At 64.8% G+C, this 14,140-nt stretch carries 13 protein-coding genes and 4 tRNA genes; 1 reads left to right on the top strand and 16 read right to left on the bottom strand.

Features of this window, described 5'->3' with window-relative positions; genetic code table 11:
- Nucleotides 1-16 precede the first annotated feature (16 nt).
- The 12 genes from rpoB to I5803_RS14815 all read right to left on the bottom strand — a co-directional run bounded on the left by rpoB (nucleotide 17) and on the right by I5803_RS14815 (nucleotide 9,657).
- The gene (rpoB, locus tag I5803_RS14870) at nucleotides 17-4,141 is read right to left on the bottom strand and encodes a DNA-directed RNA polymerase subunit beta (protein WP_196987116.1); all 4,125 of its coding nucleotides are present in this window, start codon (nucleotides 4,139-4,141) and stop codon (nucleotides 17-19) included.
- A gap of 280 nt (nucleotides 4,142-4,421) precedes the next feature.
- Nucleotides 4,422-4,799: a 50S ribosomal protein L7/L12 gene (rplL, locus tag I5803_RS14865; RefSeq protein ID WP_196987115.1), complete on the bottom strand. Its 378-nt coding sequence runs from the start codon at nucleotides 4,797-4,799 to the stop codon at nucleotides 4,422-4,424.
- Between the two features lie 41 nt (nucleotides 4,800-4,840).
- The gene (rplJ, locus tag I5803_RS14860; protein ID WP_196987114.1) at nucleotides 4,841-5,371 is read right to left on the bottom strand and encodes a 50S ribosomal protein L10; all 531 of its coding nucleotides are present in this window, start codon (nucleotides 5,369-5,371) and stop codon (nucleotides 4,841-4,843) included.
- A 246-nt stretch (nucleotides 5,372-5,617) separates the two neighbouring features.
- Nucleotides 5,618-6,313 (bottom strand): 50S ribosomal protein L1, encoded by a 696-nt coding sequence (rplA, locus tag I5803_RS14855; protein WP_196987113.1) that lies wholly within the window; start codon nucleotides 6,311-6,313, stop codon nucleotides 5,618-5,620.
- A gap of 2 nt (nucleotides 6,314-6,315) precedes the next feature.
- Entirely contained in the window at nucleotides 6,316-6,747 is a 432-nt protein-coding gene (rplK, locus tag I5803_RS14850; protein WP_196987112.1) for a 50S ribosomal protein L11, read from the bottom strand.
- Between the two features lie 150 nt (nucleotides 6,748-6,897).
- Nucleotides 6,898-7,509 carry a transcription termination/antitermination protein NusG gene (nusG, locus tag I5803_RS14845; RefSeq protein ID WP_196987111.1) on the bottom strand — a complete coding sequence of 204 codons (612 nt, stop codon included), beginning with the start codon at nucleotides 7,507-7,509 and terminating at the stop codon, nucleotides 6,898-6,900.
- Entirely contained in the window at nucleotides 7,509-7,892 is a 384-nt protein-coding gene (gene secE / locus I5803_RS14840; RefSeq protein ID WP_196987110.1) for a preprotein translocase subunit SecE, read from the bottom strand. Before secE ends, nusG begins: the two co-directional genes overlap by 1 nt.
- Nucleotides 7,893-7,974: 82 nt before the next feature.
- A tRNA-Trp gene (locus tag I5803_RS14835) sits at nucleotides 7,975-8,050 on the bottom strand.
- A gap of 6 nt (nucleotides 8,051-8,056) precedes the next feature.
- Complete coding sequence (gene tuf, locus I5803_RS14830) at nucleotides 8,057-9,247, bottom strand: elongation factor Tu (protein ID WP_196986572.1); 1,191 nt, start codon at nucleotides 9,245-9,247, stop codon at nucleotides 8,057-8,059.
- Nucleotides 9,248-9,309: 62 nt separating this feature from the next.
- Nucleotides 9,310-9,384 (bottom strand) — tRNA-Thr (locus tag I5803_RS14825).
- A gap of 27 nt (nucleotides 9,385-9,411) precedes the next feature.
- Nucleotides 9,412-9,485, bottom strand: a tRNA-Gly gene (locus I5803_RS14820).
- An 86-nt stretch (nucleotides 9,486-9,571) separates the two neighbouring features.
- A tRNA-Tyr gene (locus I5803_RS14815) sits at nucleotides 9,572-9,657 on the bottom strand.
- 103 nt (nucleotides 9,658-9,760) lie between these two features.
- On the opposite strand from I5803_RS14815, the gene I5803_RS14810 reads away from it, so the two are divergent.
- On the top strand, nucleotides 9,761-10,888 hold the full coding sequence (locus I5803_RS14810) for a patatin-like phospholipase family protein (RefSeq protein WP_196987109.1): 1,128 nt from the start codon (nucleotides 9,761-9,763) through the stop codon (nucleotides 10,886-10,888).
- Here the strand turns inward: I5803_RS14810 and I5803_RS14805 are convergent, their stop codons facing one another.
- From I5803_RS14805 to I5803_RS14790, 4 genes are read right to left on the bottom strand one after another with little or no spacing between them, the layout of a single operon-like run.
- Nucleotides 10,889-11,632, bottom strand: coding sequence for a uracil-DNA glycosylase (locus I5803_RS14805; protein ID WP_196987108.1), 744 nt, complete (start codon nucleotides 11,630-11,632; stop codon nucleotides 10,889-10,891).
- A complete protein-coding gene (trpC, locus tag I5803_RS14800; RefSeq protein ID WP_196987107.1) occupies nucleotides 11,632-12,432 on the bottom strand; it encodes an indole-3-glycerol phosphate synthase TrpC in 801 nt (266 codons plus the stop codon). The genes I5803_RS14805 and trpC overlap by 1 nt, the downstream gene beginning before the upstream one ends.
- 5 nt (nucleotides 12,433-12,437) lie before the next feature.
- Nucleotides 12,438-13,469 carry an anthranilate phosphoribosyltransferase gene (trpD, locus tag I5803_RS14795; protein ID WP_196987106.1) on the bottom strand — a complete coding sequence of 344 codons (1,032 nt, stop codon included), beginning with the start codon at nucleotides 13,467-13,469 and terminating at the stop codon, nucleotides 12,438-12,440.
- Nucleotides 13,470-13,489: 20 nt separating this feature from the next.
- Entirely contained in the window at nucleotides 13,490-14,140 is a 651-nt protein-coding gene (locus I5803_RS14790; protein WP_196987105.1) for a LysE family translocator, read from the bottom strand.

Below are 14,140 nucleotides of genomic sequence, written 5' to 3'. Positions count from 1 at the left end.
TATCTGTTCCCTTCGATTACGAACGCTCGAGTTCCATGTCGATGCCCAAGGAACGGATTTCCTTGACCAGGACATTGAACGATTCCGGCATGCCGGCTTCGATGGCGTGCTCGCCCTTGACGATGGACTCGTACACCTTGGTGCGGCCCTGCACGTCGTCGGACTTGACGGTGAGCATTTCCTGCAGCGTGTACGCGGCGCCATAGGCCTCCAGCGCCCACACTTCCATTTCGCCGAAACGCTGTCCGCCGAACTGCGCCTTGCCGCCCAGCGGCTGCTGCGTGACGAGGGAGTACGGGCCGGTGGAGCGTGCGTGCATCTTGTCGTCCACCAGGTGGTGCAGCTTGAGCACGTGCATGTAGCCGACGGTGACGGGGCGCTCGAACTGGTCGCCCGTGCGGCCGTCGTGCAGCATCGCCTGCGTGCGGGTGGCGGTGAGGCCCTTGGCCTTCATCACTTCTTCCGGGTACGCGAGCTTCAGCATGCCGCGGATTTCCTCTTCCGAGGCGCCGTCGAACACCGGGGTCGCGAAGGGCACGCCCTTGGACAGGTTCTCGGCCATCTCCAGCACGTCGGTGTCGGAGATCTTCGAGAGGTCTTCCTTGCGGCCCGAGCTGTTGTACATCTGGTCGAGGAACTTGCGCAGCTCGGCCACCTTGGCCTCGTGCTGCAGCAGGTCGCCGATGCGCTGGCCGATGCCCTTGGCAGCCCAGCCCAGGTGGACTTCGAGCACCTGGCCCACGTTCATGCGGGAGGGCACGCCCAGCGGGTTCAGCACGATGTCGCACGGCGTGCCGTCGGCCATGTAGGGCATGTCTTCGACCGGGACGATCTTGGACACGACACCCTTGTTGCCGTGGCGGCCGGCCATCTTATCGCCGGGTTGCAGGCGGCGCTTGACGGCCAGGTAGACCTTGACCATCTTCAGCACGCCGGCCGGCAGCTCGTCGCCCTGCGTGAGCTTCTTGCGCTTTTCCTCGAACGCGAGGTCGAAGCTGTGGCGCTGCTGCTCGATCGAGTTCTTGATGGACTCGAGCTGCGTGGCGATCTCGTCGTCCGCGGGGCGGATGTCGAACCAGTGGAACTTCTCGACCGAGGCGAGGTAGGCCTTGTCGATCTTCGTGCCCTTGGCGAGCTTCTGCGGGCCGCCGTTGGCGACCTTGCCGTTCAGCAGCTTCTCGATACGGTCGAACGAGTCGGCCTCCACGATGCGCAGCTGGTCGTTCAGGTCGAGGCGGAAGCGCTTGAGCTCGTCGTCGATGATCTGCTGGGCGCGCTTGTCGCGCGTAATGCCTTCACGGGTGAAGACCTGCACGTCGATCACGGTGCCCTGCGAGCCCTGGTCCACGCGCAGCGAGGTGTCCTTCACGTCGGAAGCCTTCTCGCCGAAGATCGCGCGCAGCAGTTTCTCTTCCGGCGTCAGCGTGGTCTCGCCCTTCGGCGTGACCTTGCCCACCAGTGTGTCGCCGGGCTGCACTTCCGCGCCGACGTAGATGATGCCGGACTCGTCCAAGCGGTTGAGCTGCTGCTCGGACAGGTTCGGGATGTCGCGCGTGATTTCCTCGGCGCCCAGCTTCGTGTCGCGGGCCATGACGACCAGCTCTTCGATGTGGATGGACGTGTAGCGGTCGTCGGCGACGACGCGCTCGGAAATCAGGATCGAATCCTCGAAGTTGTAGCCGTTCCAGGGCATGAACGCGACCAGCATGTTCTGGCCGAGCGCGAGCTCGCCCAGGTCGGTCGACGCACCGTCGGCCACGACGTCGCCCTTGGCGATCTTGTCGCCGCGCTTGACGATGGGGCGCTGGTGGATGTTCGTGTTCTGGTTGGAACGCTGGTACTTGATCAGGTTGTAGATGTCCACGCCGACTTCGCCGGCCTGGGCTTCCGCGTCGTTGACGCGCACCACGATGCGGGTCGCGTCGACATAGTCGACCACGCCGCCGCGGGTGGCGACCACGACGGTGCCGGAGTCGACCGCGGAGACGCGTTCGATGCCGGTGCCGACGAAGGCCTTCTCGGGACGCAGGACAGGCACGGCCTGGCGCTGCATGTTGGCGCCCATCAGCGCGCGGTTCGCGTCGTCGTGCTCGAGGAACGGCACGAGCGAGGCGGCGACCGACACGATCTGCGCGGGCGACACGTCCATGTACTGGATGCGGTCGGCGCCGATCAGCACCGATTCGCCGGCTTGACGCGCGGAGACCAGGTCACCGGTCAGCTTGCCGTCCTTGTCCAGCACCGCGTTGGCCTGGGCGATGACGTACTTGCCTTCCTCGATGGCCGACAGGTAATCGATCTGCATCGTCACCTTGCCGTCGATCACCCGGCGATACGGCGTCTCGATGAAGCCGTACTCGTTCAGGCGGGCGTACAGGGCCAGCGAATTGATCAGGCCGATGTTCGGGCCTTCCGGCGTCTCGATCGGGCACACGCGGCCGTAGTGGGTGACGTGCACGTCGCGCACCTCGAAGCCCGCGCGTTCGCGCGTCAGGCCGCCCGGGCCGAGGGCCGAGACGCGGCGCTTGTGCGTGATCTCGGACAGCGGGTTGGTCTGGTCCATGAACTGCGACAGCTGGGACGCACCGAAGAACTCCTTGAGCGCCGCGGAAATCGGCTTGGAGTTGATCAGGTCGTGCGGCATCAGCGGCTCTTGCTCGGCCTGGCCTAGGCGTTCCTTCACGGCCTTCTCGATGCGGGCAAGGCCGGTGCGGTACTGGTTCTCGGCCAGTTCGCCGACGCAACGCACGCGGCGGTTGCCGAGGTGGTCGATGTCGTCGACTTCGCCGCGGCCGTTGCGCAGGTCCACCAGGATCTTCACGACGGCGAGGATGTCCTCGTTCGTGAGGACCATCGGGCCCGTCGATTCGTTGCGGCCGACCTTGGCGTTGAACTTCATGCGGCCCACGCGCGACAGGTCGTAAGTGTCCGGGTTGTAGAACAGGCGCTGGAACAGGGCCTGCACCGCGTCCTCCGTCGGCGGCTCGCCGGGACGCATCATGCGGTAGATCGCGACGCGGGCGGCGAATTCGTCCACCGTCTCGTCGATGCGCAGGGTCTGCGACATGTACGCGCCCTGGTCGAGCTCGTTCGTGTAGATGACCTGCAGGTCCTGCACGCCGGCGGTGCGCAGCTTCTTGAGCAGCGCGTCGGTCAGCTCGTCGTTGGCCTTGGCGATGATCTCGCCGGTGTCGGCATCGACGATGTTGCGGGCGACGACGCGGCCGACCAGGTAATCCTCGGGAACGCTGATATGCGTCGTGCCGGAGGTTTCCAGGTCACGCGTGTGGCGAGCGGTGACGCGCTTGTCCTTGGCCACGACGACCTTGCCGGACTTGTCGGTGATGTCGAAGCGCGCGACTTCGCCGCGCAGGCGCTCGGAGACGAACTCCATCTGCGCGCCGCTGTCCATCAGACGGAAGTTGTCGTTGACGAAGAAGTTCGCCAGGATCGATTCCGGTGTGAGGCCGATGGCCTTCAGCAGGATCGTGACGGGCATCTTGCGGCGGCGGTCGACGCGGAAGTACAGGACGTCCTTCGGGTCGAACTCGAAGTCGAGCCAGGAGCCGCGATACGGGATGATGCGCGCGGAGAAGAGCAGCTTGCCGGAGCTGTGGGTCTTGCCCTTGTCGTGCTCGAAGAACACGCCGGGCGAGCGGTGCAGCTGCGAGACGATCACGCGCTCGGTGCCGTTGATGATGAACGAGCCCTTGTCGGTCATCAGGGGCACCTCGCCCATGTAGACCTCCTGCTCCTTCACTTCCTTCACCACCTTCGACTGCGGCGTGGACGACTCGCGGTCATAGATGATCAGCTGGACCTTGGCGCGCACGGCGGACGCGTACGTCAGCCCGCGCGTCTGGCACTCGCGCACGTCGAACGCGGGCTTGGCCAGGTTGTATTCCAGGAACTTCATCTCCACGAAGCCGTTGTGCGAGACGATCGGGAACGCGGCGTCGAACGCGGCCTGGAGGCCCTCGATCGTGCGTGCCTTGGGACCGATGTCGGCCTGCAGGAACGCGGTGTAGGCGTCCTTTTGCATTTGCAGCAGGTAGGGAATTTCCAGCACGCTGTCGCGGCTGCCGAAGCTTTTGCGGATGCGCTTGCGTTCGGTATAGGAATATGAGGACATTTGGGCCATGAGCTCTCCGGGCTAACTCTTGCGCAACTGTCACCCGGCACTCGAGGCGTCGAGGCCGGGTAGCTTGGTGGGTTGGCCACTACCAACCATGGCGGACAGCGATGCATTGCACATCGCCCGAACCAAGGCATCTTCTGCAGTCGGGGTCAGAAGACACTCGAAAAAACTGGGGGAACCTTGTATTGGACCAGTCTTTTCGAATGCGCTCTGGACGCATCCTCTAAAGCACCAAAGGCTGGAGGCCCTTTCGGGACCCTCCAGCCCTGGATGCAGGGGCGAATTACTTCAGCTCGACCTTGGCGCCGGCGTCTTCCAGCTTCTTCTTGGCGGCGTCGGCATCGGCCTTGTTCATGCCTTCCTTGACGGCCTTGGGGGCGCCGTCGACCAGGTCCTTGGCTTCCTTGAGGCCCAGGCCGGTGATTTCGCGCACGGCCTTGATGACGGACACCTTCTGGGCGCCGGCTTCCATCAGCTGAACGGTGAACTCGGTCTTCTCTTCAGCGACCGCGGCGGCAGCACCGCCGCCACCGGCTGCCGGGGCGGCCATGGCCGCGGCGGACACGCCGAACTTCTCTTCGATCGCCTTGACCAGGTCGTTGAGTTCCATGACCGTCATGCTGTCCAGCGAGGTCAGGAATGCGTCTTTGTCGAATGCCATTTGAAATTTCCTTTAAACAGTTGGGTACGTAGCCGGGCGCTTTACGCCGCGGCAGCTGCGGGTTCTTCCGCGGCGGGGGCGTCGCCGCCACCCTTTTTGGTCGCCAAAGCACCCAGCACCACGGCGGTGCGGGAAATGGGCGACATCAACAGGCCGCAAAGCTGGGCCAGCAACACTTCCTTGGAGGGAATGTTGGCCAGCGCCTTGACTGCGTTCACGTCCAGCGACTTGCCACCGTAGGCGCCACCGCGAATGACCAGCTTGTCGTTGGTCTTCGCGAAGTCGGCCACCACCTTGGCGGCGGCCGTTGCGTCCACGGAGAAGCCGTAGATCAGCGGGCCGGTCATCTGGTCACCGACGATTTCGAACGCGCTGCCTGCGACAGCACGGCGGGCCAGGGTGTTCTTCAGAACACTCAGGCTGACGCCCTTGCTGCGCGCATCGTTGCGCAGTTTCGTCATGTCGGCGACCGTGATGCCGCGGTATTCCGCCATCACCAGCGTTTGAGCTTTGGCGGCGAGTCCGGTCACTTCTTCAATGACCGCTTGCTTCTCACTGCGATTCAGACTCAAGGTCTACTCCTTCGATATGTGCCTTTGGCTTTTTGGCCTTGGGCACGCCTTAGTTGCAGCGACCAACTGTTTCGGAAATCTTTCGAAAATCCATCTCAGCGGGATCGCCATCTGCGTTGGCTTGTCACTATTAAGCGCAGTTGTCTGCACGCCAACGGTCTTGGATGGCCCGGGAAGTCCTTGGCGAACTTCCCGACCCACCACACCCGGCGGCGCCTGCCCGCGCCGCCCGGTCATTCAATGCAATTACGCCGAAATGGTCTGCGTGTCGACGCGGACACCCAGGCCCATGGTCGACGACACCGCCACCTTGCGCAGGTACACGCCCTTGCTCGAGGCGGGCTTCGCCTTGTTCAGCGCATCGATCAGCGCGACCAGGTTGCCTTGCAGCTTGTCCGATTCGAACGAGCGGCGGCCAATGGTCGCGTGGATGATGCCGGCCTTGTCGGCGCGGAACTGGACCTGGCCGGCCTTGGCGTTCTTCACGGCGGTCGCGACGTCGGGCGTCACGGTGCCGACCTTCGGGTTGGGCATCAGGCCGCGCGGGCCGAGGATCTGGCCCAGCGTACCGACGACGCGCATGGCGTCCGGCGCGGCAATGACCACGTCGAACGGCATGTCGCCGGCCTTCACGCGGGCAGCCAGGTCGTCCATGCCGACGATGTCGGCGCCGGCGGCCTTGGCCTCTTCGGCCTTGGCGCCTTGGGCGAACACGGCGACGCGCTTGGTCTTGCCGGTGCCGTTGGGCATCACGACCGCGCCGCGAACGACCTGGTCGGACTTCTTCGGGTCGATGCCCAGCTGCACGGCCACGTCGATGGATTCATCGAACTTGGCGGTGGCGGCTTCCTTGACGAAGGTCAGGGCTTCGCTGAAGGCGTACAGCTTGGTGCTGTCGACCTTGCCCTGAAGGACTTTTTGTTTCTTGGTGAGCTTGGTCATGATTACAGGCCCTCAACCGTGATGCCCATGGAACGGGCAGAACCGGCCAGCGTGCGGATGGCGGCATCCACGCTCGCGGCGTTCATGTCCTTCAGCTTGGTCTTGGCGATCTCTTCCAGCTGCGCGCGGGTGATCTTGCCGACCTTGTTGCTGTGGGGCGTGGACGAGCCCTTGTCCAGCTTCACGGCCTTCTTGATCAGGACCGTCGCGGGCGGGGTCTTGATGATGAAGGTGAAGCTCTTGTCCGCATAGGCGGTGATGACGACGGGCAGGGGCAGGCCCGGCTCGACACCCTGGGTCTGGGCGTTGAACGCCTTGCAGAATTCCATGATGTTCAAGCCGCGCTGACCGAGCGCGGGGCCGATCGGGGGGGACGGGTTGGCCTTGCCAGCTGGCACTTGCAGCTTCACAAAACCGACGATTTTCTTCGCCATGGTTTTTACTCCTTGCGGGTGGTAACGCTTCGGCTCTTGAGCCTCGGCTCCCCGGGGGTTAACAGCTCTCTGTCAGATGCTTATTGCCGAGCTGGGGAGGCAATAAGCTGCAAGGACAAGGCCAAAGGCCTTGTTCTCTCCTTGTTCACTCTAAGTCTTTTCGACCTGGCTGAATTCCAGTTCCACGGGGGTCGCACGACCGAAGATCGTGACCGACACGCGGACCTTGTTCTTTTCGTAGTTGACTTCCTCGACCGTGCCGTTGAAGTCGGTGAACGGGCCGTCCTTGACGCGCACGTATTCGCCGGTGATGAACTCGACCTTGTGGCGGGGCTTCTCGGTGCCCTCCTCCATCTGGCCGAGGATCTTCGCGACTTCGTCCTGCGAGATCGGGGCCGGGCGGTTCTTCGCGCCGCCCACGAAGCCCGTCACCTTGTTCGTGTGCTTCACCAGGTGCCAGGTGTCGTCGTTCATGATCATCTGCACCAGCACATAGCCGGGGTAGAAGCGGCGCTCGGACGTCTTCTTCTGGCCGTTCTTGATCTCGACCACTTCCTCGGTGGGCACCAGGATTTCGCCGAAGGCGTCCTGCATGCCGGCGCGGTTGATGCGTTCGCGGATATTGCGCTCGACAGCCTTCTCCATGCCCGAGTAGGCATGGACGACGTACCAGTGCATGTCCGGGTGCGTCGGCTTGGCCGGCACCGCGGGTTGCGCGTCCTCGGGAGTCGTCTCTGCGGTGGTATCGGTGTTGTCGCTCATTACTTTTTCCACCCCAAAATCACGTCGTAGAACAGCCATTCGAGGGTCTTGTCCGTCAGCCACAGGAAGATGGCCATCACGGCGCAGAAGGCGATCACGTAGGCCGTCATCTGGATGGCTTCCTTGCGGGTGGGCCAGACGACTTTCTTGACTTCCTTCCAGGAGTCGCGGCCGAAGGCGATGAACTCCTTGCCGGACTCGGAGGTCATGAACACCACGAAGGCCGCGGCAATGCCCACCACCAGCACACCCCACTGGGCGTACGGGCCCTGCTTGCCCAGCAGGTAAAAGCCCGCCAGCGCCGCGATCACGAGCGCGGCGGCGACGCCCAGCTTGGCCTTATCGGCGCCGGTCGTGACGGTTTCAACTTGCGAAGTGGCCATGTTGGGGCGCGTTTCCTTCTAATCCATTAAGACGCTGAAGCCCGTCACTCGGGACGGGCTTGCTTGCGGGGCCACTTTCAGGTGGCAGGGGCAGTAGGAATCGAACCTACAACCTTCGGTTTTGGAGACCGACGCTCTGCCAATTGAGCTATACCCCTCCGCGTTTACTCCAGAATTTTGGCGACGACGCCCGAGCCCACGGTCTTGCCGCCTTCGCGGATGGCGAAGCGCAGGCCTTCTTGCATGGCGATCGGGTTGATCAGCTTGACCGTGATCGACACGTTGTCGCCCGGCATGACCATTTCCTTGTCCTTGGGCAGCTCGATCGCGCCGGTCACGTCCGTCGTGCGGAAGTAGAACTGCGGACGGTAGTTGTTGAAGAACGGCGTGTGGCGCCCGCCCTCGTCCTTGCTCAGCACGTACACCTCGGCGGTGAAGTGCGTGTGCGGCTTGATCGAACCCGGCTTGCACAGCACCTGGCCGCGCTGCACGTCTTCGCGCTTGGTGCCGCGCAACAGGATACCCACGTTGTCGCCCGCCTGGCCCTGGTCCAGCAGCTTGCGGAACATCTCCACGCCCGTGCAGGTGGTCTTCTGCGTCGGGGCAATGCCCACGATCTCGATTTCCTCGCCCACCTTCACGATGCCGCGCTCCACGCGGCCCGTCACCACCGTGCCGCGCCCCGAGATGGAGAACACGTCTTCCACCGGCATCAGGAACGCACCGTCGATCGCGCGCTCGGGCTGGGGAATGTAGCTGTCCATCGCATCGGCCAGCTTCATGATCGCCTGCTCGCCCAGCTCGCCCTTGTCACCCTCGAGCGCCAGCTTGGCCGAGCCGTGGATGATCGGGGTGTCGTCGCCCGGGAACTCGTACTTGGACAGCAGCTCGCGCACTTCCATCTCCACCAGCTCCAGGAGCTCGGCGTCGTCCACCATGTCGCACTTGTTCAGGAACACGATGATGTAGGGCACGCCCACCTGGCGGGCCAGCAGGATGTGCTCGCGCGTCTGGGGCATCGGGCCGTCGGCTGCCGACACCACCAGGATCGCGCCATCCATCTGGGCGGCGCCGGTGATCATGTTCTTCACGTAGTCGGCGTGGCCCGGGCAGTCCACGTGGGCGTAGTGGCGGTTCGCCGTCTCGTACTCCACGTGCGCCGTGTTGATCGTGATGCCGCGCGCCTTTTCTTCCGGGGCCGCGTCGATCTGGTCGTACGCCTTGGCCTCGCCGCCGAACTTCTGCGCCAGCACCGAGGTGATGGCCGCCGTCAGCGTCGTCTTGCCGTGGTCCACGTGTCCGATGGTGCCCACATTGACGTGCGGCTTGGTCCGCTCGAATTTTCCTTTTGCCATTTTCGACTCCGAAAAGTAACTTGACGATCAACTCAACCGTTGCGCATGCACCGGCTGGAAACTGGTGCCCTTGGCGGGAATCGGACCCGCGACCTCTCCCTTACCAAGGGAGTGCTCTACCACTGAGCCACAAGGGCGATTAACTCATTGCACGCGTACGGCTTTGGAGCGGGAAGCGGGAATCGAACCCGCGTCATTAGCTTGGAAGGCTAAGGTTCTACCATTGAACTACTCCCGCATCGCTCGGGCCGCATGCTTCAGGTCAGTACCTCACACTCAAAACCGCCGACACGCTGCAACTCATCTCACGACGACACAAATCGCTGGTGGAGGAGGCTGGATTCGAACCAGCGTAGGCGTAAGCCAACAGATTTACAGTCTGCCCCCTTTAGCCACTCGGGCACCCCTCCGGCGAACCTCGAAATATAGCACGATTCGGCCTCACCTGTCACCTGCGCGGGCCCCAAATCAACCCTGCCGAAACTCCGCATGAATGTTGCTACCCCTTCCCGCATGCGCACCCTCAACATCGCCTTGCAAGGCGGCGGATCTCACGGCGCGTTCACCTGGGGCGTGCTCGACGCTTTGCTGGAAGACGGCCGCGTTGCCATCGAAGGACTCAGCGGTGCCAGTGCCGGCGCACTGAACGCGGTCGCCCTGGCGAGCGGCTACGCGAAAGGTGCCGCAGACCCACGCCAGGCCGCGCGCGATTCGCTCGCGCGCATCTGGGGCCAGATCTCGGACTGGGGCGCCCTCGGTAGCATGCAGCAAAAGCTGGCAAGCATGCTGTGGGGCGGCTTCAGCAATGAGTTAGCGCCCGCAAACATGATGATTGCCGCGTGGCGGAACCTGCTGTCCCCTGCCCAGCTGAACCCGCTGGACATCAACCCCCTGCGCGACCTGCTCGAGCGTGAAATCGACTTCGCCGCGATCGCGCGGCATCCCCAACTCAAGGTGTTCGTGTCCGCCACGCACGTCAATACGGGCCGGGCCGTCATCTTCACCGGCGAGCGCCTGACCGCGCAGGCCGTGATGGCCTCGGCCTGCCTGCCGCAGCTCTTCCGTGCGGTGGAGATCGACGGCGAGAGTTACTGGGACGGCGGCTACGCGGTCAATCCGCCACTGACTCCCCTGATCGATTCCTGCGCCAGCCGCGACCTCATGCTGGTGCAGATCAACCCCCTCAAGCGCGACAGCGCACCGCAGTCGAACGCGGAGATCCTCGACCGCATCAGCGAGCTCACCTTCAACGCGAGCCTGCTCACACAGATGCGCTCCATCGACTTCATCAACCGGCTGATCGAGGAAGGCGCGCTCGCGCAGGGCCGCTGCAAGCACGTGCTGCTGCATCGCGTGGACGGTGGCGAGGCGATGGCGGCGTACCCGGCGTCCTCGCGCACCTCGACGGATGCCGCGATCATCCGCACGCTCTTCGAGCTCGGCCGCAAGAGCGGCGCGCACTGGCTCGCCCACCACGTCGACGACATCGGGCAGCGCAGCACCATCGATGTCCGGCGCGACTACCTCGACGACACGCGCGAGGACGTGGCCGCCGCCGAAGGGAAATTGCCGACCGCGCGCGGTTTCACGCCTTGGCTGGCCCAGCTCTTCAAGCGGCGCCGCGCCGGCCGTGACCGATAACTAGAAGATCCCCGGAAAGCCCCGCGCCGTCAGCCAGTCGCGCGCGATCGAGAAATGGCCGCAGCCGATGAAAGGCGCGGGCGGCCGGCTCGCCGACAGGGGCGACGGATGGTTCGCCTGGAGCACGAGCGCCTCACGCCCGTGCAGCCGCGCGGCCTGCTCGATCAGCGGTGCCTTGGCCTGCGCGTGGGCGCCCCACAGCATGTACACGCAAGGCGATGCCTTCGCCGCGACCTCGGCGAGCAAGGCGTCCGTCAGGACTTCCCAGCCCTGCTTCGCATGGCTGCCCGCCGCGCCCTCCTCGACGGTCAGGCTGGTGTTGAGCAGCAGCACGCCGCGCTTTGCCCACCCGAGCAGGGACCCGTTCGCCGGCGTGGAGCCCGGCGCTTCGCGGTGCAATTCCTTGAAGATGTTGCGCAGGGACGGAGGGAGTTTCACGCCCGGCGCCACCGAGAACGCCAGCCCTTCCGCCTGCCCCGGCCCGTGATACGGGTCCTGCCCGACGATGACGGCGTGGACGTTCGCGGGCGGCGTGAGCTCCAGTGCCCTCAAGGGGTGGGGCGGGTACACCACGGCCCCGGCCGCGAGCCGGTCACGGATGAACCGCGCGAGGCGCTGCCCTTCCGCACTGAGGAAAAACCGCTCGACCACCGGCGACCAACCGTCGGCCAGGGGCCACTTGTCCGGCTCCCAGGCCCGCAAGCGCGGCGCGCCGGAGTCATCCGGCAGCAGGCTCGACTGCATCAGCCGAACAGGGCGGCCAGGGCGTCGCCCGGTTCTTCGGCGCGCATGAAGGCTTCGCCGACCAGGAAAGCGTGGACGCCCGCGTCACGCATCTTCTTCACGTCCTCGGGCGTCGTGATGCCGGATTCGGTGATGACGAGGCGATCCGCCGGCACATCGCCGAGCATGCCCAGCGTCGTGTCCAACGACACGTCGAAGGTCCGCAAGTTGCGGTTGTTGATGCCGATCAGCGGCGTCTTGAGCTTCAGCGCGCGCTGCAGTTCGGCCCTGTCGTGCACCTCCACCAGCACGGCCATGTCCAGGCTGCGCGCGATCGCTTCCATCTCGGCCATGCGCGCGTCGTCCAGGCACGCCACGATGAGGAGGATGCAGTCGGCGCCCATGGAGCGCGACTCGTACACCTGGTACGGGTCCACCATGAAGTCCTTGCGCAGGACCGGCAGGTCGCAGGACGCGCGCGCCTGCTTGAGGTAGTCCACCTGCCCCTGGAAGAACTGCCTGTCGGTCAGCACGGACAGGCACGCCGCGCTGGTCTTGCCGTCTCCCAGTGCATAGCTCTGCGCGATATCCGCCGGGATGAATTCTTCACGCAGCACGCCCTTGCTCGGGCTCGCCTTCTTCACTTCCGCGATCACTGCGCTCTGGCCGGCCGCGATCTTGCGGCGCAAGGCGGCTTCGAAGTCGCGCGTCAGCACGCGGCTCTCCGCATCCGCGCGCATCGCGGCGACCGGCATGCGCCGCTGCGCCGCCGCGATCTCTTGGCGCTTGACCGCGACGATCTTTTCGAGAATGTCTTCCATTGCGTTCAGCCTGCGAGGGATTTGGAAACGGCCACGAACTGCTCGAGCTTTGCCCTGGCCGCGCCGCTCTCCACGACAGCGCGCGCCTTCGCGATGCCCGACTGGATGGAATCGCTGACGTTCGCGGCATACAGCGCGGCGCCCGCGTTGAGGATCACGATGTCGCGCGCGGCTCCGGCCTGGTTGTCCAGCACGCCGAGCAGCATCTGCCGGGATTGCTCCGGTGTATCCACCTTCAGCGCGCGGTTGCTCGCCATCTGCAATCCGAAATCTTCCGGGTGGATTTCGTACTCCGCGATCTCGCCGTTCTTGAGCTCACCCACCATCGTGGCCGCGCCCAGGCTGATCTCGTCCATGCCGTCACGGCCGTAGACGACGACCGCGTGTTCCGCACCGAGTCGCTGCAGGGCTCGCACCTGGATGCCCACCAGGTCCGGGTGGAACACGCCCATCAGGATGTTCGGCGCGCCCGCCGGGTTGGTGAGTGGCCCCAGGATGTTGAAGATCGTGCGCACGCCGAGTTCCTTGCGCACGGGCGCGACGTTCTTCATCGCGGGATGGTGGTTGGGCGCGAACATGAAGCCGATGCCGACCTGCTCGATGCATTTCGCGATGGCGTCGGGCGACAGGCTGATGTTCAGGCCCAGGCTCTCCAGCACGTCGGCGCTGCCGCTCTTGCTGGACACGCTGCGCCCGCCGTGCTTGCTGACCTTCGCGCCGGCCGCGGCCGCGACGAACATCGAGCAGGTGGAGATGTTGAACGTGTGCGATCCGTCGCCCCCGGTGCCGACGATGTCGACCAGATGGGTCTTGTCCGCCACGTGCACCTTGGTCGAGAACTCGCGCATCACCTGCGCGGCGGCGGTGATCTCGCCGATGGTTTCCTTCTTGACGCGCAGGCCCGTGATGAGCGCGGCCATCATCACCGGCGACAGCTCGCCGCTCATGATCATGCGCACCACGTGCAGCATCTCGTCGTTGAATATCTCGCGGTGTTCGATGGTGCGCTGGAGCGCTTCCTGAGGACTGATGGGCATCGTGTGCTCCTCTTGTGGGGTTAGCGGGACGGATTGTCGGTCAGGGCCAGCTTCAGTCCGAAAGCGATGAACATGCAGGCGGCCGCCTTGTCCAGCCAGTGCATGCCTCTGCGGACGGAGCCGCTGCGCGCCATCCACGCGGCGGCCAGCGCCCAGCCGGAATTCACCGGGATGGAATTGAGGTTGAAGATCACGCCCAGCAGCACGAAGGCGAGCGCCTTGTTGTCCGCGTCCGGCGCGATGAACTGCGGCACGAAGGCCAGGAAGAACAGCGCCACCTTCGGGTTGAGCACGTTGGTGAGGAAGCCACCGGCAAAAATCGATTTCAGCTCGCGCGGCTTTCCGGCGGCTGCGAGCGCCGCGACGTCGGGCTCCTGTGCCGGCGCCTTCGCCAGCAGGATCTTCACGCCGATCCACAGCAGGTACGCCGCGCCGATGTACTTCAGCACGGTGAAGGCGGTGGCCGATGTCGCGAGCAGCGCACTCACGCCGATGGCCGCCGCGAACACGTGCACGAAACAGCCCGCCGTGATGCCCAGGCCGGCGACGAGGCCCGCGCGCGCGCCCGAACGCAACGCGTTCGTGACGATGTAGAGCACGTCCGGCCCCGGCGTGAGGTTCAGCAGCCAGCCGGCCGCGATGAACAGCAGGAGGTGGTGCGCATCCGGCAT

Origin of the sequence: Caenimonas aquaedulcis (genome assembly GCF_015831345.1) — a bacterium.
In the GTDB taxonomy this organism is placed as follows: Bacteria; Pseudomonadota; Gammaproteobacteria; order Burkholderiales; family Burkholderiaceae_C; genus Ramlibacter; species Ramlibacter aquaedulcis.
This window is presented reverse-complemented; position numbering and strand designations above follow the sequence as displayed.

What these genes read in the sequence shown, in the direction of transcription:
- rpoB (WP_196987116.1), bottom strand. Translation starts at nt 4,141, where the DNA reads ATGGCCCAAATGTCCTCATATTCCTATACCGAACGCAAGCGCATCCGC.
- rplL (WP_196987115.1), bottom strand. Translation starts at nt 4,799, where the DNA reads ATGGCATTCGACAAAGACGCATTCCTGACCTCGCTGGACAGCATGACG.
- rplA (WP_196987113.1), bottom strand. Translation starts at nt 6,313, where the DNA reads ATGACCAAGCTCACCAAGAAACAAAAAGTCCTTCAGGGCAAGGTCGAC.
- rplK (WP_196987112.1), bottom strand. Translation starts at nt 6,747, where the DNA reads ATGGCGAAGAAAATCGTCGGTTTTGTGAAGCTGCAAGTGCCAGCTGGC.
- nusG (WP_196987111.1), bottom strand. Translation starts at nt 7,509, where the DNA reads ATGAGCGACAACACCGATACCACCGCAGAGACGACTCCCGAGGACGCG.
- secE (WP_196987110.1), bottom strand. Translation starts at nt 7,892, where the DNA reads ATGGCCACTTCGCAAGTTGAAACCGTCACGACCGGCGCCGATAAGGCC.
- tuf (WP_196986572.1), bottom strand. Translation starts at nt 9,247, where the DNA reads ATGGCAAAAGGAAAATTCGAGCGGACCAAGCCGCACGTCAATGTGGGC.
- I5803_RS14810 (WP_196987109.1), top strand. Translation starts at nt 9,761, where the DNA reads ATGCGCACCCTCAACATCGCCTTGCAAGGCGGCGGATCTCACGGCGCG.
- I5803_RS14805 (WP_196987108.1), bottom strand. Translation starts at nt 11,632, where the DNA reads ATGCAGTCGAGCCTGCTGCCGGATGACTCCGGCGCGCCGCGCTTGCGG.
- trpC (WP_196987107.1), bottom strand. Translation starts at nt 12,432, where the DNA reads ATGGAAGACATTCTCGAAAAGATCGTCGCGGTCAAGCGCCAAGAGATC.
- trpD (WP_196987106.1), bottom strand. Translation starts at nt 13,469, where the DNA reads ATGCCCATCAGTCCTCAGGAAGCGCTCCAGCGCACCATCGAACACCGC.
- I5803_RS14790 (WP_196987105.1), bottom strand. Translation starts at nt 14,140, where the DNA reads ATGCCGGATGCGCACCACCTCCTGCTGTTCATCGCGGCCGGCTGGCTG.